General features: G+C 67.1%; 20 protein-coding genes. 4 read left to right on the top strand and 16 right to left on the bottom strand.

Annotation, left to right across the window (positions count from 1 at the left end):
• Positions 1–17: 17 nt before the first annotated feature.
• Positions 18–1,613, bottom strand: coding sequence for an SLC13 family permease (locus ACZ2G3_RS01015; RefSeq protein ID WP_470397140.1), 1,596 nt, complete (start codon positions 1,611–1,613; stop codon positions 18–20).
• Positions 1,614–1,765: 152 nt separating this feature from the next.
• On the opposite strand from ACZ2G3_RS01015, the gene pncA reads away from it, so the two are divergent.
• Together pncA and pncB are read left to right on the top strand one after the other, a co-directional pair.
• The gene (gene pncA, locus ACZ2G3_RS01010; protein WP_470397139.1) at positions 1,766–2,362 is read left to right on the top strand and encodes a bifunctional nicotinamidase/pyrazinamidase; all 597 of its coding nucleotides are present in this window, start codon (positions 1,766–1,768) and stop codon (positions 2,360–2,362) included.
• A gap of 65 nt (positions 2,363–2,427) precedes the next feature.
• A complete protein-coding gene (gene pncB / locus ACZ2G3_RS01005) occupies positions 2,428–3,720 on the top strand; it encodes a nicotinate phosphoribosyltransferase (RefSeq protein ID WP_470397138.1) in 1,293 nt (430 codons plus the stop codon).
• On the opposite strand, the gene ACZ2G3_RS01000 is transcribed toward pncB, so the two are convergent.
• From ACZ2G3_RS01000 to ACZ2G3_RS00975, 6 genes are all read right to left on the bottom strand, one after another.
• The gene (locus tag ACZ2G3_RS01000; protein ID WP_470397137.1) at positions 3,721–5,148 is read right to left on the bottom strand and encodes an inorganic phosphate transporter; all 1,428 of its coding nucleotides are present in this window, start codon (positions 5,146–5,148) and stop codon (positions 3,721–3,723) included.
• Positions 5,145–5,591, bottom strand: a complete 447-nt coding sequence (locus tag ACZ2G3_RS00995) for an NUDIX hydrolase (RefSeq protein WP_470397136.1) — start codon at positions 5,589–5,591, stop codon at positions 5,145–5,147. The genes ACZ2G3_RS01000 and ACZ2G3_RS00995 overlap by 4 nt, the downstream gene beginning before the upstream one ends.
• Positions 5,592–5,614: 23 nt before the next feature.
• Positions 5,615–6,037, bottom strand: coding sequence for an alternative ribosome rescue aminoacyl-tRNA hydrolase ArfB (gene arfB / locus ACZ2G3_RS00990; RefSeq protein ID WP_470397135.1), 423 nt, complete (start codon positions 6,035–6,037; stop codon positions 5,615–5,617).
• 75 nt (positions 6,038–6,112) lie between these two features.
• The gene (locus ACZ2G3_RS00985; RefSeq protein ID WP_470397134.1) at positions 6,113–6,967 is read right to left on the bottom strand and encodes a carbon-nitrogen hydrolase family protein; all 855 of its coding nucleotides are present in this window, start codon (positions 6,965–6,967) and stop codon (positions 6,113–6,115) included.
• Positions 6,964–7,548 (bottom strand): GNAT family N-acetyltransferase, encoded by a 585-nt coding sequence (locus ACZ2G3_RS00980; RefSeq protein WP_470397133.1) that lies wholly within the window; start codon positions 7,546–7,548, stop codon positions 6,964–6,966. Before ACZ2G3_RS00980 ends, ACZ2G3_RS00985 begins: the two co-directional genes overlap by 4 nt.
• Entirely contained in the window at positions 7,545–7,946 is a 402-nt protein-coding gene (locus ACZ2G3_RS00975; protein WP_470397132.1) for a ketosteroid isomerase-related protein, read from the bottom strand. The genes ACZ2G3_RS00980 and ACZ2G3_RS00975 overlap by 4 nt, the downstream gene beginning before the upstream one ends.
• Positions 7,947–8,095: 149 nt before the next feature.
• On the opposite strand from ACZ2G3_RS00975, the gene ACZ2G3_RS00970 reads away from it, so the two are divergent.
• Positions 8,096–9,484 (top strand): phosphohexomutase domain-containing protein, encoded by a 1,389-nt coding sequence (locus tag ACZ2G3_RS00970; protein WP_470397131.1) that lies wholly within the window; start codon positions 8,096–8,098, stop codon positions 9,482–9,484.
• Between the two features lie 51 nt (positions 9,485–9,535).
• Here the strand turns inward: ACZ2G3_RS00970 and ACZ2G3_RS00965 are convergent, their stop codons facing one another.
• The 9 genes from ACZ2G3_RS00965 to cysQ all read right to left on the bottom strand — a co-directional run bounded on the left by ACZ2G3_RS00965 (position 9,536) and on the right by cysQ (position 18,448).
• On the bottom strand, positions 9,536–10,933 hold the full coding sequence (locus ACZ2G3_RS00965; RefSeq protein ID WP_470397130.1) for a hypothetical protein: 1,398 nt from the start codon (positions 10,931–10,933) through the stop codon (positions 9,536–9,538).
• The gene (locus ACZ2G3_RS00960) at positions 10,930–12,330 is read right to left on the bottom strand and encodes a DUF5927 domain-containing protein (RefSeq protein WP_470397129.1); all 1,401 of its coding nucleotides are present in this window, start codon (positions 12,328–12,330) and stop codon (positions 10,930–10,932) included. Before ACZ2G3_RS00960 ends, ACZ2G3_RS00965 begins: the two co-directional genes overlap by 4 nt.
• On the bottom strand, positions 12,218–12,613 hold the full coding sequence (locus ACZ2G3_RS00955; RefSeq protein ID WP_470397128.1) for a hypothetical protein: 396 nt from the start codon (positions 12,611–12,613) through the stop codon (positions 12,218–12,220). The genes ACZ2G3_RS00960 and ACZ2G3_RS00955 overlap by 113 nt, the downstream gene beginning before the upstream one ends.
• Positions 12,610–13,635: a glycosyltransferase family 2 protein gene (locus ACZ2G3_RS00950; RefSeq protein WP_470397127.1), complete on the bottom strand. Its 1,026-nt coding sequence runs from the start codon at positions 13,633–13,635 to the stop codon at positions 12,610–12,612. The genes ACZ2G3_RS00955 and ACZ2G3_RS00950 overlap by 4 nt, the downstream gene beginning before the upstream one ends.
• 87 nt (positions 13,636–13,722) lie before the next feature.
• Positions 13,723–14,724 carry a glycosyltransferase family 2 protein gene (locus tag ACZ2G3_RS00945; RefSeq protein WP_470397126.1) on the bottom strand — a complete coding sequence of 334 codons (1,002 nt, stop codon included), beginning with the start codon at positions 14,722–14,724 and terminating at the stop codon, positions 13,723–13,725.
• Positions 14,725–14,776: 52 nt separating this feature from the next.
• On the bottom strand, positions 14,777–15,763 hold the full coding sequence (gene galE / locus ACZ2G3_RS00940; RefSeq protein ID WP_470397125.1) for a UDP-glucose 4-epimerase GalE: 987 nt from the start codon (positions 15,761–15,763) through the stop codon (positions 14,777–14,779).
• A gap of 4 nt (positions 15,764–15,767) precedes the next feature.
• Complete coding sequence (locus ACZ2G3_RS00935; protein WP_470397124.1) at positions 15,768–16,664, bottom strand: UTP--glucose-1-phosphate uridylyltransferase; 897 nt, start codon at positions 16,662–16,664, stop codon at positions 15,768–15,770.
• Positions 16,665–16,848: 184 nt separating this feature from the next.
• Positions 16,849–17,649, bottom strand: coding sequence for a 3-deoxy-manno-octulosonate cytidylyltransferase (locus ACZ2G3_RS00930; RefSeq protein WP_470397123.1), 801 nt, complete (start codon positions 17,647–17,649; stop codon positions 16,849–16,851).
• A 1-nt stretch (position 17,650) separates the two neighbouring features.
• Positions 17,651–18,448 (bottom strand): 3'(2'),5'-bisphosphate nucleotidase CysQ, encoded by a 798-nt coding sequence (cysQ, locus tag ACZ2G3_RS00925; protein ID WP_470397122.1) that lies wholly within the window; start codon positions 18,446–18,448, stop codon positions 17,651–17,653.
• 162 nt (positions 18,449–18,610) lie between these two features.
• Here cysQ and ACZ2G3_RS00920 point away from each other — a divergent pair, with 162 nt between their 5' ends.
• A complete protein-coding gene (locus ACZ2G3_RS00920; protein WP_470397121.1) occupies positions 18,611–19,432 on the top strand; it encodes an ABC transporter permease in 822 nt (273 codons plus the stop codon).
• Positions 19,433–19,515: the final 83 nt, after the last annotated feature.

Below are 19,515 nucleotides of genomic sequence, written 5' to 3'. Positions count from 1 at the left end.
GCAGGCAAGACCCGCCGTCAGAAGGTCAGGCCCAGGGCCAGCCCGCCCAGCAGCCAGGTCAGCAGCGTGATCAGCACCACGCCGACCACGTTCAGCACCGCCCCGCCGCGCGCCATCTGCGCGATCGTGACCGTCCCGGTGCCAAAGACGATGGCGTTCGGAGGCGTGCCCACCGGCAGCATGAAGGCGCAGGTCGCCGCCAGTGCGGCCGGGATCAGCAGCGTCATCGGGTCCACGCCGATGCCAAGCGCGACGCCGCCCAGGATCGGGATGAAAGTGGCCGCCGTGGCGGTGTTCGACGTCACCTCGGTCAGGAACAGGATGATCGTCACCACCGCCGCGACAAGCAGCACGATGGGCAGCGCGCCCAGACCCGTCACCTGCTGGCCGAACCAGCTGTCCAGACCCGAGGACGCGACCGCCGAGGCCAGGCTGAGGCCGCCGCCGAACAGCAGCAGCACGCCCCAGGGCAGGCCGCGTTCGGCATCCTTCCAGTCCAGCACCATCTGGTTCCGCCCGCGCCCCGGCAGCAGGAACATCACAAGGCCTGCCCCGATGGCGATCGCGGTGTCGTCAAAGCTGTCCAGCCAGGGCGCCGCATCGCCCACGCCGGGGATGGAGGTCAGGAGCCCCGGCACGACCCACAGGAAGGCCGCGCCCAGAAAGACCGCCAGCACCATCCGCTCGCCCTGGCTGAGGGGGCCGAGGTCGCGGACCTGCTCCTCGATCATCTGACGCCCGCCCGGGATCTCGGGCAGGTCGAAGCGGTAAAGGACGCGGGTCATCAGCAGCCAGCCCAGGATGATGAAGATGAAGGCCAGCGGCGTGCCCAGCATCATCCATTCCAGAAACCCGATGTTGCGGCCCAGTTCATCCGCGGCATAGCCCGCCACGATGGCATTGGGCGGGCTGCCCAGCAGCGTGCCCAGCCCCCCCATCGAGGCCGACCAGGCGATGGACAGCACCAGGCAGACGCCGAAGGCGCTGATGTCGGGGTCGCGCACCACATCGGTGATCGCCGCCCCGCCCGCCATCGCCTCGCCCGCCGCCGCGCCGTCCTGGCGCGAACCGCGTTCGACCACCAGCGACAGGACCGACAGACCGATGGGCAGCATCATCAGCGTGGTCGCGGTGTTCGACACCCACATCGACAGAAAACCCGTGGCCAGCATCATGCCCAGCACGATCCGCCGCGGCGCCACGCCGACCTTGCGCAGCGTCAGCAGCGCGATCCGCGTGTGCAGGTGCCATTTCTCCATCGCGATGGCGATCAGGAAGCCGCCCAGGAACAGGAACACGATGGAACTGGCATAGGGCTGCGTCGTCTCGCCCACGGTGCGTTCGGTCAGGGCGGGGATCAGCACGATGGGCAACAGCGCGGTGGCCGACAGCGGGATCGCCTCGGTCATCCACCAGACCGCCATCAGCGTGCCGATGGCGGCCACGACCCGCGCATCCGGCGACAGATCCTGCTGCCCGCCCAGCAGCCACCAGACCAGCCCCGCCAGAACCAGGCCCAGGGCCCGCAGGCCCCAGGTCATCGCGGCGGACCGGAGGGGGATTTCGTTCTCGTCATGCTCGACGGGATGGTGCAGATCGTCCTTGATACCCATCGGATGCGTCCTTTTCCTTGGCTGCGCAGAATTGTTTGCACTTATCGCACCGGCGCGGTCGCCGCCACGGCCGCGCCCGAGATTTTCGTCACGGGACTTGACCCTGCCCCGCCCGGCTTGCCTTACTGGCACCCACCCTGCCGGAGACTGCCATGCCCCATGCCCTGATCGTCGTCGACATGCAGGTCGATTTCTGTCCCGGTGGCGCGCTGGCGGTCGGGGGCGGCGATCAGCTGGTCACCCCGATCAACGCCATGATGGGCGATTTCGATGCGGTCATCCTGACCCAGGACTGGCATCCCGCGGATCACGCCAGCTTTGCCGCCAATCATCCGGGCGCAAAGCCCTTCGACCAGGTGCAGATGCCCTATGGCCCGCAGGTCCTGTGGCCCGCGCATTGCGTGATCGGCACGGCAGGCGCGGGCTTTCATCCCGACCTGGAGGTGACGCGGGCCGACCTGATCCTGCGCAAGGGCTTTCGCCCCGGCATCGACAGCTATTCGGCCTTTTTCGAAAATGATCACGCGACTCCCACCGGCCTTGCCGGCTATCTGCGCGACCGCGACCTGCAGCAGCTGAGCTTCGTGGGGCTGGCCCATGATTTCTGCGTGGCCTGGAGCGCGCTTGACGCCGCCAAGCTGGGGTTCCGGGCACGGGTGATCGAAGAGGCCTGCCGGGCGATCGACCTGGACGGCAGCCTGGCCGCGGCGCGCGATGCCATGCGGCAGGCCGGGGTCGATCTGGCCTGATCCCTGGGCTTGCGCCCCCTGTCCGATCCGGGCACCAAGGGAAAAATGCCGAAGGATCAGCACAGATGGTCGATATCGCCACGCGCGTCTACAACCACAAATGGAAGATCGACCCGATCGTCCGGTCGCTGATCGACACCGACTTCTACAAGCTTCTGATGTGCCAGTCGGTGTTCCGGAACCGGCCCGACACGACGGTGACCTTCAGCCTGATCAACCGCAGCCCCTCGGTCCGTTTGGCCGACCTGATCGACGAGGGCGAGCTGCGCGAACAGCTGGACCATGTGCGCAGCCTGTCCCTGACGCGGGGCGAAAGCACCTGGCTGCGCGGCAACACCTTCTATGGCAAGCGCCAGATGTTCCGTTCGGACTTCATGGAGTTCCTGGAGGGGATGCGCCTGCCGCCCTATCACCTGCAAAAGCGCGACGGCCAGTACGAGCTGACCTTCGAGGGCCCCTGGCCGCAGGTCATGATGTGGGAGATCCCGGCCCTGTCGGTCCTGATGGAGCTGCGGTCCCGCGCGGTCCTGCGCGACTTGGGCCGGTTCGAGCTGCAGGTCCTCTATGCCCGCGCCATGACGCGCCTGTGGGAAAAGATCGAGGCGCTGCGCGTCCTGCCGGACCTGCGCATCGCCGATTTCGGCACCCGCCGGCGGCACAGCTTTTTGTGGCAGGACTGGGCGGTGCAGGCGATGATGGAGGGCCTGGGCCAACGCTTCATCGGCACGTCGAACTGCCTGATCGCGCAGCGCCGCGACATCGAGGCGATCGGCACCAATGCGCATGAACTGCCGATGGTCTATGCCGCGCTGGCCGATAACGACGCGGCGCTGCGGCGCGCGCCCTATGACGTGCTGGCCGACTGGCACGAGGAGCATGACGGCAACCTGCGCATGATCCTGCCCGACACCTATGGGACCGAGGGTTTTCTGGCCGGGGCGCCGGACTGGCTGGCCGGCTGGACGGGCATCCGCATCGACAGCGGCGACCCGGCCACGGGCGCCGAAACCGCCATCCGCTGGTGGCAGGACCGGGGCGAGGATCCCAAAAGCAAGCTGATCATCTTTTCCGACGGCTTGGACGTCGAGCGCATCGTGGCGCTGCACCGGCAGTTCCATGGCCGCGTGAAGGTCAGCTTTGGCTGGGGAACGCTGCTGACGAACGACTTTCGCGGGCTGGTGCCGGGCGACGGGCTGGCCCCCTTCAGCCTGGTCTGCAAGGCGGTCGCGGCGGACGGGCGTCCCACGGTCAAGCTGTCCGACAATCCCGCCAAGGCCACCGGCCCGGCCGACGAAATCGCGCGCTACAAGCGGGTCTTCGGCGTGGGCGAGCAGGCGGCGGAACCGGTCACCGTCTGATCAGGGCGCCGCGACCCACAGGACCAGCACGCTGGTCAATGCCCCCAGAAGGCCGGTGATCGGCAGGGTGACCAGCCAGGCCGCCATGATGGTGACCACATGGCTGCGGCGGATCAGGATGCGGCGGCGGGTCTCCTCGGCCGGCAGCGCCTCGGGGCGGCGATCCCGGCGGCGGTCCAGCCACTCCCGCGCAAAGCCCACGCCGAAAATCCCGCCCACCGCCACATGGGTGGTCGAAACCGGCAGCCCGAAGCCCGAGGCGGTCAGGACCGTGACCGCCGTCGCCAGCGACACGCAAAACGCCCGCCCGGTGTTCAGCCGGGTGATGCCGCTGCCGACCATGTTCACCAGCCGCCGCCCGAAGAACAGCGTCCCCGCGGCGATAGAGAGGCCTGCGCCGATCAGGACCAGCGTCGGCACCAGGCCGATCTGCCCCTCGATCACGCGCCCCCGCAATATCACCGACAGCGGGCCCGCGATATTGCCGACATCATTGGCACCGTGGGCAAAGCCCATGATGACGACAGATGTCAGCAGCGCCGGGCGCAGCAGGCGCTTGACCCCCGGCTTGCGCGGATGCTGGGCCAGTTCCTCCAGGACGTTCCGCCGGGTATTGGCATAGCTGGCCGCGGCCGCGGCGGCCGCGACCGGCAGGGCCAGCGACGGCAGCCGCAGCAGCAGCATGACATAGGCCGCAAACAGCCCGCCCATCGCCGCCACCAGGGCCGGCAGCCAGCGCAGCGCGGCACGGCCGCGATCCTCCGCCTCCAGCACCTTCAGCCGCAGCAGCACCAGCAGGGCGCCGGCCAGCACGCCCGCCACGACCGGCGTCGCCACCCAGACCGAGGCGATCATGCCCAGGGTGCCCCAGGCCACCGCCTGCAGGCCCAAGGCCGCAGCCCCCGCCCCCGCGATGCCCCCCACGATCGAGTGCGAGGTGCTGACGGGCAGCCCGATGCCGGTCGCCAGCGTGATCCAGGTCGCCGCGGCGATCAGCGCGGCCAGCATCACCATCGGGATCTCTGCCGCGCCGGACAGCGGCGCCAGTTCCACCACCCCCCGCGCCAGCCGGTCCGTCACCTCGTCCCCCGCCAGGACCGAACCCGCCAGCCCGGCCAGCGCCACCAGGATCAGGCCGGGCAGAAGGCCGATGGCCCCCGCCCCCACCGCAGGTCCCAAAGAGTTGGCGACGTCGTTCGATCCGATCGCGATTCCCAGCCAGCCGGCGACGATCAGCCCGGCACCCACCGTCAGCATGGCGGGGGCTGCGTCCGACAGCGCCATGATCAGCAGCAGCCCCCCCACCAGGCACAGGACCGACAGCCCCAGCCGCCAGACCGGGCGAAAGGCGTGCATCTGCGCGACCTCGGCATGGGTGATCCGGCCGAGGTCCTTGTCCAGCGTGCGGAAAGTGGCGCGGCCGCTCATGCAGGCCGCGAGGGGTCGGGCAGGGGCAGATCTTCCAGCGAGATCAGGATGCGCTTCAGGCCGGCTTCGGCCACCTGGTCGGACGCCTCGGCGGGCGTGAACCAGCGGGCCTGGCGCTGGTCGGCCTCGGGGAAATTGGCGGCGCGGCTGTCGACAGACAGCAGAAAGACCCGCACCTCGACCGGGACGGAAAAGCCCTGCTCCTGCGCCTTGTCGTAATGGTAACGGCCCAGTTCCTGGCCGGCAATCCGGCCGCGCACCCCGGCCTCTTCCCAGCCCTCCTGGGCTGCGGCGCCGGCCAGGGTGCGGCCCTCCATGGGCCAGCCCTTGGGGATCACCCAGCGTCCCGTGTCACGGCTGGTGATCAACAGCACCTGCCCGCTGACCGGATCGCGGCAGATGGCACCCACCTGCATCGCCGCCGGCCGGCGACCCAGCAGCATCTGGAGGGATCGGCGCCATAGCTTCATTCGGCGTCATCTACCTTGCCCCTGAGGGTTTTCACCTCGCCCCGCACGGTCTTGGCCTTCAGCCGCCGCCGCTGGCTGCCCAGGGTCGGGCGCGTGGCGATCCGGCGCTTGGGGGCCGACAGGGCCTGCCGGATCAGCTCGGCCAGACGTTCGCGCGCCAGTTCGCGGTTGCGGGCCTGGCTGCGCGTTTCCTGCGCCAGGATCAGCACCGCGCCCTCCTGCGTCCAGCGCCGCCCGGCCAGCCGCTGCAACCGCCGCTTGACCGCGTCCGTCAGGTTGGGAGAGCGCGCCGCCTCGAACCGCAGCTCGACCGCGGTTTCGACCTTGTTCACGTTCTGCCCGCCCGGTCCCTGTGACCGGGTGAACTGTTCGGACAGCTCCCATTCCTCGATGGCGATGGTGTCGGTGATATACAACATGGCCATAGGATATGAGCGCTTGTGCAGCCGGTTAAAGCACAATCGGGTTAATGATTGGTAAATTCCGGCTGTGCCCTAGACCAATCGGCTGCGTTCCTGCTCCGGCCAATGGGCATAGGGCAGCACCGCGCCTTCGGTCCGGCTCTGCCGGACGCGCGCCAGATCCACCTCGGCCAGGACCCATCCCGGCTGGTCCATCCCGCCTTCGGCGATGATCCCGGTCTCGGGCCAGAACCCGTCCGGCGGCCCATAGACCGAGGCCCGGCCGCGGTTTTCGTCCAGCGCGGGCATCCAGTCGCAGGCCCCCACGGTTGGGGCCTGGACCACGACGCATTGGCTTTCCAGCGCCCGGGCCATCGCCCCGATGCGGACGCGGTGAAACCCCGCCACGGTATCGGTGCAGCTAGGCACCAGCAGCAGTTCGGCCCCGGCTTCGGCCAGGACCCGCCCCAGCAGTGGAAACTCGCTGTCGTAGCAGATCAGGACGCCGATCCGACCCAGCGCCGTGTCGAAGATGCGCAGGCCCGGCGCGCCGGTCACGTCCCAGTCCTCGCGCTCGAACCGGGTCATGATCTGCTTGTCCTGGTGGCCGATGCGCCCGTCCGGACCGTAAAGCACCGCCCGGTTCACCGGGCGCCCGCCTTCGAAGACCGGCCCCGAGGCGCCGAGGATATGGCAGCCGTGGTCGCGGGCCAGCTGCAGGTGCAGGTCCTCGACATGTGGCCAATGGCGCGCGACCTCGTGGAGGCTGGCCTCCAGGTCGCCGGCCACCGCAGCGCCGCCCAGGGATGCCAGTTCCATCGCCCCGTATTCGGGAAAGACCAGCAGGTCGGCGCCCTGCGCGTCCTGCACCCAGCGCGTCAGCTTGGACAGATAGGCGTCGAAATCCTCGAACCAGTCGATGGGATAGGCGGCGGCAGCGATCTTCACAGCTCTCTCATCCAGAATTGCAGGCGCTTGTCGGTTTCCTCGGCCTCGCCCAGGTCCTTCCAGGCGAACTGCGCGATCACCCCCGGCAGGGGCTGATAGCCGCGCTTGCGCCAGAATTCGTCCAAGGGGCGATAGCCCTTGGGCCGGGCGGGATGATCCTTCGGGCGGATCACGCTGCAGAAGGCCGAATGGCGCAGCCCCAGGTCGCGGGCATGCGCCTCGCGCGCGTCAAAGAAGGCATGCCCGATGCCCTGCCCGCGATACTGGGGCAGCAGGACCGATTCGGCGCAGTAGAAGATCTGGTCCAAGGGCTCGGGCCGGTCCGCGAAGGCGGCGGCAAAATCGGCGGCATGGTCGGACATCGGTGCCCCGGTCGCGGCGCCGACGATGCGGTCGCCGTCCAGCGCCGCCACGACCACGGCGCCCGGCGACTGATAGGCCCGCAGGTAATCGCGTTCGTAATCCGCATCTCCGTCATAGAGATAGGGAAAGTCGCGAAAGACCGAGATGCGCAGACGCGCGACATCGTCCAGCGCCGCGGCCAGGGCATCGCCGGTCAGGACGCGCGTCGTCACGCTCATGCGTTGACCTGTGCGATCCAGTCCGCGAGGTTGTAATAGGTCGTCACGCGGGCGACCTTGCCATCGCGGATGGTGAAGAAGGCGCCGGCCGGCAGGCGATAGGTCTGACCCTTGGCCTCGGGCAGGCCTTCATCGGTCTTCAGATAGGTGCCGTTCACCACGAACTCGGCCGCGGCGCGGTCGCCCGCCTCGTTGGCGAAGATCACCATGTCTGTCAGGTTCTCGCGATAGCTTTCGGTCATATGCGCGTTGAAGGACGCGAACAGGTCCTTGCCCTTGCGGATCTGGCCCTCGTTCACGTGATGCTCGACCTGGTCATGAACCATGGCCAGCATCCGGTCGGTGTCCCCGGCATTGAAGGCATCGTAATAGGCGGCGATCAGGGCTTTGGCGTCCATCGGTCTCTCCTTGGCAGTGGCATGTCTCTAGCGCCAAATTCGCCGGCCGTCACCTCCGCCCAAGGTTGCAGGCTGCCGATCAGGGGGCGCCATGCCTTGAATTCCGGCTTGAACCTGCTAGCGCTGATGCAAATAAATCGGAGAACCCAATGACCGGACAAGATCAGCTGGGCAGGCGCGAGATCACCTGCTTCAAGGCCTATGACGTGCGTGGCGAGCTGGGCAAGAACCTGGACCCCGACGTGGCCTACCGGATCGGCCGCGCCTTTGCGCAGGCCCGCCAGGCCAAGCGGGTCGTGGTCGGCCGCGACAGCCGCGAATCCTCGCCCGAATTGGCCAAGGCGCTGATCGAGGGGCTGACGGATGGCGGCGCCGACGTGCTGGACTTGGGTCTGGCCGGCACCGAAGAGGTCTATTTCCACACCGGCAACCAGGACACCGATGGCGGGATCGAAGTCACGGCCTCGCACAATCCGATCAACTACAACGGCATGAAGATCGTGGGCCGCGGCTCGGCGCCGCTGGACCCGGCGACGGAACTGCCGCCGATCGTGGAGCTGGCGACCAGCGGCGATTTTGCCCCTGCCAACAAGAGCAGCGTCACCGATTTCAGCCATGCCCGCGCGGAATATGCCAGCCGCATGGCGGATTTCGTGGATGTGGCGGCGCTGAAGCCGATGAAGATCGTGGTGAATGCCGGCAACGGCACCGCCGGTCCGACCTTTGACGCCATCGCGGCCGAGCTGGAACGTCGGGGCGCGCCGCTGACCTTCGTGCGGATGCACCACGATGTGGACAGCAGCTTTCCGAACGGCATCCCCAACCCGCTGCTGGACGAGAACCAGCCCCCCACTGTCGCGAAGATGATCGAGGAGAAGGCTGATCTGGGCGTGGCTTGGGACGGCGATTTCGACCGTTGCTTCTTCTTCGACGAGAACGGCCGCTTCATCCCGGGCGAATACATCGTGGGCCTTCTGGGCGCCGCATTCCTGGAAAAGTCGCCGGGCGAGAAGATCGTGCATGACCCGCGCGTCATCATGAACACCCGCGCCATGATCGAGGAGGCCGGCGGCGAGGCTGTGGTCAGCAAGACCGGCCATGCCTTCATCAAGCGCAAGATGCGCGATGTCGGCGCGATCTATGGCGGCGAGATGTCGGCCCACCATTATTTCCGCGACTTCTATTACTGCGACAGCGGGATGCTCCCCTGGCTGCTGATGATCGAACTGCTGTCCCGCAAGGGCAAGACCCTGGCCGAGCTGCTGTCCGAGCGGATGCGGCTCTATCCGTCCTCGGGCGAGACGAACTACACGATCGAGGATCCGGATGCGGCCATCGCGCGGCTGATCGAGACTTATGAGGGCAAGGCCGACAGCCGCGACGATCTGGACGGCGTGTCGCTGAACTTTGGCACGTGGCGCTTCAACCTGCGCAAGTCGAACACCGAGCCCGTCGTGCGCCTGAACGTCGAGGCGGATGGCGACGCGGCCCTGGTGGCCGAAAAGAAGGCCGAACTGGCAGCCATCCTGAAGGGCTGACCGCCCCGCATCACGATCAGGGGCCGCGCCATGGGGCGCGGCCCTTTTCGTTCAGGCCGGATCGCCAAAGCCGAAGGTGACATAGTCCCGCAGATAGGCACCGCGCGCCGCCTCCAGCAGCGCCTTGTCGCGCAGGAAATCCGGCATCGGCGGGGGTGTCAGGTCCTGCAGCCCCGGCGTGGCGATGCCGGCGGCGGCGGCCAGGGCGGCCATTTCTTCGGGCAGCCGCTCTTCCCGGATCATCATGTCGGGGCTGGAAAAGCGGGAAAACCCGGCGATGACTTCGGTCTGGCTGGCCCATCCCGCCCGGGTGGGCAGCGTCGTCTGGCCGTTCAGGTTGCGCCGCAGGAAGCCCATAAAATCGGCGAAAAGCGACAGCTGCGCGTCCTGCGACAGCCCGGCCAGCGCCTCGTCGGCGGGCAGCGGCACGCGGTGGACGTCGCGCATCAGCTGGCGCAGGTCGGCCGAGGCGTCGGTCAGAAGATGCTGGAAGGCCGTCCATGCCCGGTAGAGCGGGTGGCGCAGCACCGCAAAGCTGCGATGGCCGGGATGCTTGCGCTTCCATTGGCGCAGGGTGGACTGGGTGAAATCGGCCTGGGCCCGCCCCAGGCCCGCCATCCAGTCTCGCACCTGCCTGTCCGGACCGCCGCGCACCGGCATGAAGAGCAGGCCATGCCCCGCCTCGGTCGCGCAAAAGCTGGGCACGGCGGGGCCGCGGCCCGGCTCGAAACTGGGGATGCGCCACAGGGAAAACGGGTCGATCTGCTGCAGGTCGGCCTGCATCTGGTCAAAGTTGCGGACCTTGTCGGCCAGCTCGCGCGGGTTCTGGGGCACCTGGTCGCGGGCGGGATCGACGCGCGCGATATCGGTCCGGCCCAGCCAATGCGCCAGCCCGGTCATCACCTCGGGGTCGCGCAGGTCCTCGTAGCCCAGCCAGAAGCCGCTCTGCCCGGTCACCTGCAGCCGGTGCATCACGCGCTGCTGGAACTGCTCGATCGCGGACAGCATCTCGCGGAACTCGGGGCCGTCATAGGTGACGGCGGCGGGGATCGGGGTCTCGGTTTCGTTCAGCTTCCACTGGTTCGTCTCGCGCGCGAGGCAGGTCGAGACATAGCTGTCCAGCGGGTTGCGCGTCAGGATGATCTTGGCGCAGTGCCGGTCCTCCAGGATCGCGTCGAAGACCCGCGGATCATGGTCGTGGAAATAGCGGAAACCCGGCAGGTGCCCCGGCTTGTCGAACAGCTTGCGCAGCAGCCGCATCGGGTCCGCCTCGCGCTCCTCGCGGGTGATGCCCTGCAGCTCGTCCTTGTCGGGCCAGCCCATCATGTAGGGGTTGAACGCCTCGCCGAAGCAGGTGACGCCCTTGAGCGCGTTCAGCGTCGCCTCCAGCAGGTTCGACCCGGTGCGCATCTCGGCAAAGATGACAAAGCTGCGAAACGGTGCGGTCATTCGGCGGCGGTCCTTTCAGACAGGGATGTTTCGGGAAGTGGCAGCCCGTCGCCCGACAGGCGCGGACGCAGCCCGGAATTTCGCAGCCGGCGCAGCAGGGCGGCCAGTCCGCCCGGATCGCGCATCTTCGGCATGCCCCCTGCTGCGGCGGGCGTGACCGGCAGCTGCTGCAGGGTCTGCATCAGGATCGCCTCGGGGCGCGCCAGGAAATCGGTCAGTTCGTGGACATGGACCCGCGCCTTGACCCAGACCGAATTGAGCACGTCCAGCTGCGCCAGTTCCGCCCGCTGCAGCTGCGCCGTCACGCGGCGGATGTCATCGAAGGGCATGCCCGATTCCAGCAGGGGCAGCATCCATGCCCCGGTGATCACATGGAGATGCGCGTTCGGGTCGGTCGCCATGAACCAGTTCAGGGCCTGGTTGTCGCGCGGGCTGAACTGGAACATCTGGATGCGCGGCGAGATGCGGATCACCGCCGTCAGGAAGCCCAGGGGGTCGCGGTTGCGGGTCAGCGTGCTGTTCGAGATCGCGCCCGGCCCGATCTGGGGACGGCCTGCGAATTCTGCCATTTCCGGGCCCAGCAGGTGGCCATGCACATCGGCCTCCACCAGGTCGCCCAGCCAGGTCTCGAACTCGGGGAAGAGGTCGGAAAACCCCTGGAAGACGGCATAGGGGGCCGAGGTCTTGCCGTTCTCGGCATCCTTGCGGGGAAAGCGGCTCTGCATGTAGAGGCCCGGCCGGCCCAGCAGGCGGCGGCGGACCGTGCGGTTGATCAGCCGTTCGAAGCGCTGGGGCTGCGGCGCGCCGGTTTCAGGCGCCCCCGGACGCGGGAAATGCGCCAGCAGGCGTTCGGCACCCGGCCAGAACTTGCGCGCGACAAAGCAGCGCGATTCCTCCAGCATCAGGATATGGTCGTCATAGAGCTGATAGGGCCGCCCGTCATGGTCGAACTTGGCCAGCGTCAGCGACCGGCTCTCGATCCGCCCGGCGTGGCGGCGGGCCAGGGTCTGGAAATAGCTTTCGTCCGGGATCCAGCTGTAGCGGAAGAACCGGTCGAATTCCGGGCGGCGCGGGTCGTCCAGGATCGCACGCAGCGTGGCGGTCGTCAGGCACCACCACTGCGACCCCAGATGCGGCGCGATGCCCTTGGGCAGGCGCCGCCGGATGCGCAGCGCGCGCTGCCAAGCCACGAGGCGGTCGAACAGCCAGCGCCGGCGGCGCCAGTCCAGCGGGTGGAACAGGGTAAAGCGTTCCTCATTCAACCCGCCGACCGTCCAGCCGACGTCATAGGCGCTGACGCTTTCGATATGGTCGCGCTCCGGGTCCAGCGCCAGAAAGGCCGCCAGTTCCCGCACCGGCCGCAGGGGCAGACAGGACCCCGAAGGCCAGGTAGACATGGGTCGTGTCGGGAAAGCTGTCCAGCAGCAGCTGCGCCGCATCCTGCGTGGCCTTGACCAGGCTGAAGCCGCCCCAGTTGCAGCGGTGGCGGCGCGAATAGACGATGTCCGGCAGATCGGACAGCGCCGCCTGCATCCGCGCGACGGCCTTGGCGGGCGCCTTGCCGTCGATATGGATGGACACGCGCGCCCCACCGGCCGCCCAGATGCGCACCATCTGCGCCGCGGCATCCAGCTCGGCATGGCAGAGCAGCACGACCCCAAGGCGGACGTCCTGTGTCACGCCCAGTTCCCCCGCGAGATCAGGCCCAGGTCCTCCAGCTGCCGCCAGTCGGAATATTGCCGCGATTCGCTGCACCACAGGCTGGTCCCGCGCCGCAGGCCCGCGTGATAGGCCTTGTATTCCTTGCTGTTGGCATAGTGCTGACGCCGGTCCAGTTCCTCTGCGGATTTCTGCGCGAAGACCGACAGGAACTTGGCGTGCAGCAGGCAGCCCGAGGCCTGTTCGCCGCCGCTTTCGTCATAGACCAGGTTCAGGTGACGCGGCAGCAGCATATGGGTCGAGCTGACATAGGCATAGCGCCAGTGCCACTTGACCAGCGGGATCTTGTTCAGCGCCGGCCCCGCCAGCGGGTCCATGGCAAAGAACTCGCGCGTGCGGGGCCCGCCCTGGATCCACAGGTTGCCGTAATAGGCGTTCTTGGTGATCGTGTAATTGGCCGGATCGAACCAGCTGGCGATCCGGAACGGGTCGCTGTCCGCCTCGTAGGTCTCGTCCTCGATATTGCCGCGCGGATACATGTCCAGCAGCATCGCCGGGAACGACCGCCGCTGCGATGCGTCCAGCCAGCCGGTCAGCGCCGCCAACGGCCGGGAATCGCAATGCGGATAGATCAGGAATTCGTCCGGATCGACGGTCAGGCACCAGTGCCCGTGACCGTATTTCATCAGCAGCCGGTTCAGCCAGTCCATGCCAAAGCGCGACCGCTTGTAGCTGGCATCGGTCCACCACAGCGACACGTCGGGCTGGGCGGCCAGATACTGCCCGCTGCCGTCGTCGCTGTTGTTGTTGACGAAGAGAAAGTGGTCCACGCCCAACCTGCGGTAGTAGTCCAGGAAATAGGGCAGCCGAACCCGTTCGTTGCGCATCGTGACGAAGGCCAGGATGTGACCCTTGCGGATCTGGGCGGTCCGGTTGACCACGGGCCTCAGGGCGCGGCGCCGGTTGAAGGCCCTGACGATCAGGTACTGGCGCTCTGCCCGGCGCCGCAGCTGCGCGGGTATGGGAAAGCGCGCCGCGGGCATCAGGCGGTCCGGCCGGGGGCGAAGGTCTGAAGGCAAGACGTCATGGCGTTAAGCAATGTGCCCCGACGGGCGAATTGGCAAGAGCTTTCAGCCGGCCCTTTTCCCGTCCCAGTTGCCTGTTCCCATCAGCCCCAGATCGACAAGTTGCCGCCAGCCTTCGTATTTCACCGATCCGGAACTTCGCAGGACGGGCTGCGCCGCGATCGCCCGGTGGTAGAAGGCATAGGCGTCGGGATCGGCGAAATGCTGGCGCCGCTCCAACTCGATCCGGGACTTGTCCACGATGTCGGGCAGGAACTTGCTGTGCAGCAGGACGCCGGACAGGCGCGGATCGCCGGGCCCGTCATAGAGGTCGTTCAGCCGCGGCGGCAGCATCGAATGGGTCGAGTTCACATAGACCTGCCGCCGGCTCCAGCGCATCAGCGGCAGCTTGTTCAGCGTCGGCGCGCGGCGCGGGACATCGGCAAAGAACACCCGCTCGCGCACGCCGCCCTGCACCCAAAGGTTGCGCCGAGGATGCAGGCGCTGGCGGCGATAGGGGCCGGGATCGAACCAGGGCAGCTGTTCCGTCACGGGGCGGTCCGGGGGCGCATCCGCCTGTCCCAAGGCGCCGGACGGATAGAGGTCCAGCATCAGCGTGCCTAGGCCCCGCTGACCCTGCCGGTCCAGATGCGCCACAAGATCGGGCAGCGGCCGGGTGTCGTGGTGGGGATAGACCAGCAATTCGTCAGCATCGACGGTCAGGCACCAGTGGCCATGGCCATGGCGCATCAGCAGCGCGTTCGCCCAGTCCAGCCCAAAGCGCGCCTGGCGATAGCTGGCGCCGCACCGCCACAGCGACACGTCGGGCTGGTCGGCCAAAAAGCGGTCCGACCCGTCGTCGCTGTCATTGTCCACGATCAGGAAATGCGCGACGCCCAAGGCGCGGTGATGGTCCAGGAACCCAGCCAGGCGCGGCATCTCGTTGCGCAGGGTGGTGACGGCCAGGACATCGGCGGGCCTGATCGCGGCGCTGCGGTCGGCGACCGGACAAAGGCTGTGGCGGGCACGATGGGCGCGCCACAGCAGTTCACGTCGTTTCCATCGCAAGCGATAGGCCTGCCAGGCCGGCCAGAGGCCGCCGCCGATCACTGTTGGCCGGTCACTGCTGATAGTCGCCCGACTGGTGCCAGCGCCAGGCATCGGCGATCATCTGCTTCATGGTCGAGCGGTCGGGCGACCAGCCCAGCTCGGACTTGGCACGCTGGCTGCCGCAGACCAGCTTGACCGCATCACCGCCGCGGCGCGGACCGTCGACCATCGGCACCTGCCGGTTGGTGACGTGCCGCGTGGCATCCACCACCTCGCGCACCGAAAACCCGTCGCCGGTGCCCAGGCAGAAGACCCGGCTGCCCTGGCCCGCCTGCAGCCATTCCAGCCCCTTCACATGCGCATCGACCAGATCCATCACATGGACATAGTCGCGGATGCAGGTGCCGTCGGGGGTGGGGTAGTCGGTGCCGTGGATGGTCAGCGCCGCGCGCTTGCCGTCCACCGCGTCCAGGATCAGCGGGATCAGGTGCGTCTCGGGGCGGTGGAATTCGCCCACCTCGCCCTCGGGGTCGGCGCCTGCCACGTTGAAATAGCGGAAGATCACGTGACGCAGGCCGTGCGAGGCCTCGAAGTCGACCAGCATGTCCTCGATCGCGCGCTTGCTGGCACCATAGGCGTTCAGGGGGGCCTGCGGCGTCTCCTCGTCCAAGACCTCTCCGTCGCGGTCGCCATAGGTCGCGCAGGTCGAGCTGAAGACGAAGTTCATGCAGCCCGCCGCCACCGCAGCCTCGATCAGGTTCAGCGAACCCGAGACGTTGTTGCGCCAGTACTTGCCGGGCTCGGCCATGGCCTCGCCCACCTGGCTCAATGCTGCGAAATGCAGCACCGCCACCGGTTGCCATTCGGCAAAGGCCGCGTCCAGCGCGGCGCGGTCCATCAGGTCGGCCTGCACCAGCGGGCCGAACTTGACCGCATCGCGCCAGCCGGTGGACAGGTTGTCCAGCGTGACGGGGGTGAACCCCGCCTGCGCCAGCGCCTTGCAGGCATGCGAGCCGATATAGCCGGCGCCGCCGGTCACAAGAACATTTCTGGACATAGGATTATTCAGCAGCCCGCCGCATCGCCATGACCTGGTGCAGGTATTCGGCGAATTCGTCCTTCAGCTCGTCACGCTCCAGACCAAAGGCGACGGTCGCCTGCAGGAAGCCCGCCTTGGACCCGCAGTCAAAGCGCTGGCCGCGGAAGCGCAGGCCAAAGACGTCGCGCCCCGCCTCGATTTCCTCGGCGATGGCATCGGTCAGCTGGATCTCGCCACCGGCGCCCTGCTTGAGCTTGTTGAGGTTGGTCATGACCGACGGCGCCAGGATATAGCGGCCGATCACCGCCAGGTTCGACGGCTGCGTGCCGTTCTTGGGCTTTTCGACCATGCCCTTGGCGCGCACGATGGCGCCCATGTCCTCGGCCACGTCCAGCACGCCATAGGACGACACCTTCTCGGGGGCGACCTCCATCGTGGCGACCATGCTGCCGCCGGTCTCGCCATAGGCCTCGATCATCTGCTGCAGGCAGGGGGGCTCGCCCTGAATCACGTCATCGGTCAGCACGACCGCAAAGGGCTCGTCCTCGTTGACAAGGCGGCGGGCACACCAGACCGCATGGCCGAGGCCCAGGGCCTTGTGCTGGCGGATATAGGCAATGGCGCCGGATTCCATATTGGTCGTGCGCAGGACATCCAGAAGCTGGTCCTTGCCGGCCTTTTTCAGGTTGGCTTCCAGTTCATGGGCGTGATCGAAATAATCTTCCAGGGCGCCTTTTCCGCGCGAGGTCACGAAGATGAATTCCTTGATCCCGGCCGCGCGCGCCTCGTCGATGGCGTACTGGATCAGGGGCTTGTCGACCAGCGACAGGATTTCCTTGGGAATGCTCTTGGTTGCCGGCAGGAAGCGGGTTCCCAAACCTGCGACCGGAAAGATGGCTTTCGTGACCTTGCGACCCATTTTCAATTACCTCTGATGCCTTGGCAGGACCCATGCCCGCCCGAATTTTCGCCACGCCTACACGCAACCGCCGGAACTTCAATTAACAGTTTATTGTGTAGGCAATTCACCGCCAAGCCGTAGTTCAAAGACATGAAGATTATTCATTCCTTTTCCGACTTTCGCACATCAAAACTGCAAACCGTCAGTTCTGGCCCATTTCCAGCATCATCTGCTGCAGCCGCGCAACATCTTCGGGGTTGTTAAGTTCCCAGAACTGCCGACCTTTTGCCTCCACCTCGACGCAAAGGACATGCCGCCCCCGCTCCAGGAAACGTAGCTGTTCCAGACCCTCCAGCTGCTCCAGCCTGCCCTCGGGCCAGGTCGCGTAATCCGCCAGCGCGGCCGGGCGATAGGCATAGACGCCCACGTGATGAAAGACAGGGCTGGCGGCATCGGGCGCAATATTACCCGCCGCATAGGGAATCACCTCTTTCGAAAAATAAAGCGCCCGGCCGTCATGGCCGAAGACCGCCGTGGTGCCGCCCACCCGGCCGGCGCGGCGATCCGCGATCAGGTCCTCGCGCATCCGCCCGGTGCAGCGCAGGACGGGCGTGGCCACCTCGGCCTCGGGGGCGGCCCGCAGGCCCGCCACCAGGTCCTCGACGAACCAGGAGGGCGTCAGCGGCGCGTCGCCCTGCAGGTTCACCACGATTTCGGGCGACAGGCCCAGATTGGCGATCGCCTCGGCGCAACGTTCGGTGCCGTTGCGGCAGTCGGGGCTGGTCATCGCGACCTCGGCGCCAAAACCCTGCGCATGGTCGCGGATGCGGTCGTCATCGGTGGCGACCACCACGCGGTCGATGCCGCGCACGGCAGAGGCGGCCTCCCAGCTGCGCCGGATCAGGCTGCGGGACTCGCCGCCGGCGCCGCGCAGTTCGACCAGGGGCTTGCCAGGATAGCGGGTGGAGGCGAAGCGGGCGGGAATGACGATGACGGTGGACATGTCAGCCCTTCACCAGCAGCACGCCCGGCGCATAGGCGATGAAGAACGGGTTCTCGAAACCGGGCTTGCCATAGGTCAGGCGGGTGTGGTCGTCGAACCGCACCACCTCGCCGCCCGCGCCGCGCAGGACCGCATCGCCCGCCGCCGTGTCCCACTCCATCGTGCGCCCGAGCCGCGGATAAAGGTCCGCCTCGCCGGTGGCCACCAGGCAGAACTTCAGCGACGAACCGGCGCTGGTCATGTCGCGCAGGCCGTACTGGTCGATATAGGCGTCGGTGGCCGCATCCCGGTGCGACTTGGAGGCCACCACCATCAGCGCCCGGTTGTCGGGCGTGGGGTTCACCCCGATCGGCTCGACATGGCCCGGCGTCTCTCCGAAGGGGCCCTTCTCCTCGACCGATCGGCCATCGGCGGTGGTGTAGAAAAGACGCCCCTTGGCGGGGGCATAGACCACCCCGCGCAGCGGCACGCATTCCTCGACATAGGCGATGTTGACGGTGAAATCGCCGCGCCGCTGCACGAATTCCTTGGTGCCGTCCAGCGGGTCCACGATCAGGAAGGTCCGCAGCGTCTGGCCATGGGTCTCGGCCTGCTCCTCGGTGACCAGGGGGATGTCCGGGAACGCCTCGCGCAGCCCGGCCGAGATCAGCGCGTCGGCGGCCTCGTCGGCGGCCGTCACGGGCGAATCGTCGGACTTGCTGCGGGTCTCGAAATCGTCGGCCTGATAGATCTCCATGATCCGGTCACCGGCCTGCAGGGCCAGGCGCCGCATTTCGGTGGTCAGTCGATCGAATTGCATTCTTTTTCCTTTCCCTGCCGGACGCCGGCGCCCAGTGCCGGATTGTATGGCGGTCTGCCAAACCTTATGATCCCCCAAGGGCATGACGGCAAGCGCCGGGCTGTCGTCGCCGTTTCGCTTGCGGCAATCCTGCACCTTTTCCAGCGACGGAGCGTCGGCATCTTGTTCAGGCAACGGCAAAGCACCAACATGGCGCAGGCCGGGTGGACGACCCTGGCCCTGATCTATCACCAGACGGTCTACAACCTGCGCACCGAACACCGGAACGCGGTCGTGGGCCTGGTCCTGACCATCGTGCAAAGTGCGCTGTTCGTGGTCGTGTTCCTGGGGACCTACACGCTGATCGGCATCCGGCACTCGCCGTTGCGCGGCGACTTCCTGCTCTACATCATGTCGGGCATCTTCGTCTTCATGCTGCATGTGCAGACGGTGGCGGCGGTGTCCTCCAGCCATTCGATCTCCTCGGGGATCGCCAAGCACGAGCCGCTGAACGCCGCCGTCCTGATCTCGGGGGCGGCGCTGGCCACGCTCTATCGTCAGGTCATCAGCTGCATCGTGATCCTTTCGACCTATCACCTGGCCATCACGCCGATCACGATCTACGATCCCGTGGGCGCGGCCGCGCTGTTCCTGCTGTCCTGGTTCTCGGGCTGCTGCATCGGGCTGATCTTCCTGGGCCTGCGCCCCTGGTCGCCCCAGGGCGCCAAGGTGGCGACGACGGTCTACCAGCGGATCAACATGTTCGCCTCGGGCAAGTTCTTCGTGGCCAATACCATGCCGAACTTCCTGCTGCCCTGGTTCGCCTGGAACCCGCTCTTCCACCTGATCGACCAGGAGCGGGGCTTCCTGTTCATCAACTATGCGCCGCACAAGACATCGCTGCTCTATCCGCTGTGGTTCTCGCTTGCGGCGCTGATGGTGGGGCTGCTGATCAACTTCACCACCCGCAAGTATGAATCGCTCAGCTGGAGTGCCACGCAGTAGCGCCGCAAGGACGCAAACCCCCGCCTGCACCGCCGATTTTGCTGGCATGCGGTGCTTGCGGGGCTGAATTGCATCCCTATATA

This window comes from Paracoccus sp. KKT209, from assembly GCF_055635455.1.
The sequence above is the reverse complement of the archived record's forward strand: the minus strand, read 5'-3'. Positions and strand labels throughout refer to the sequence as shown.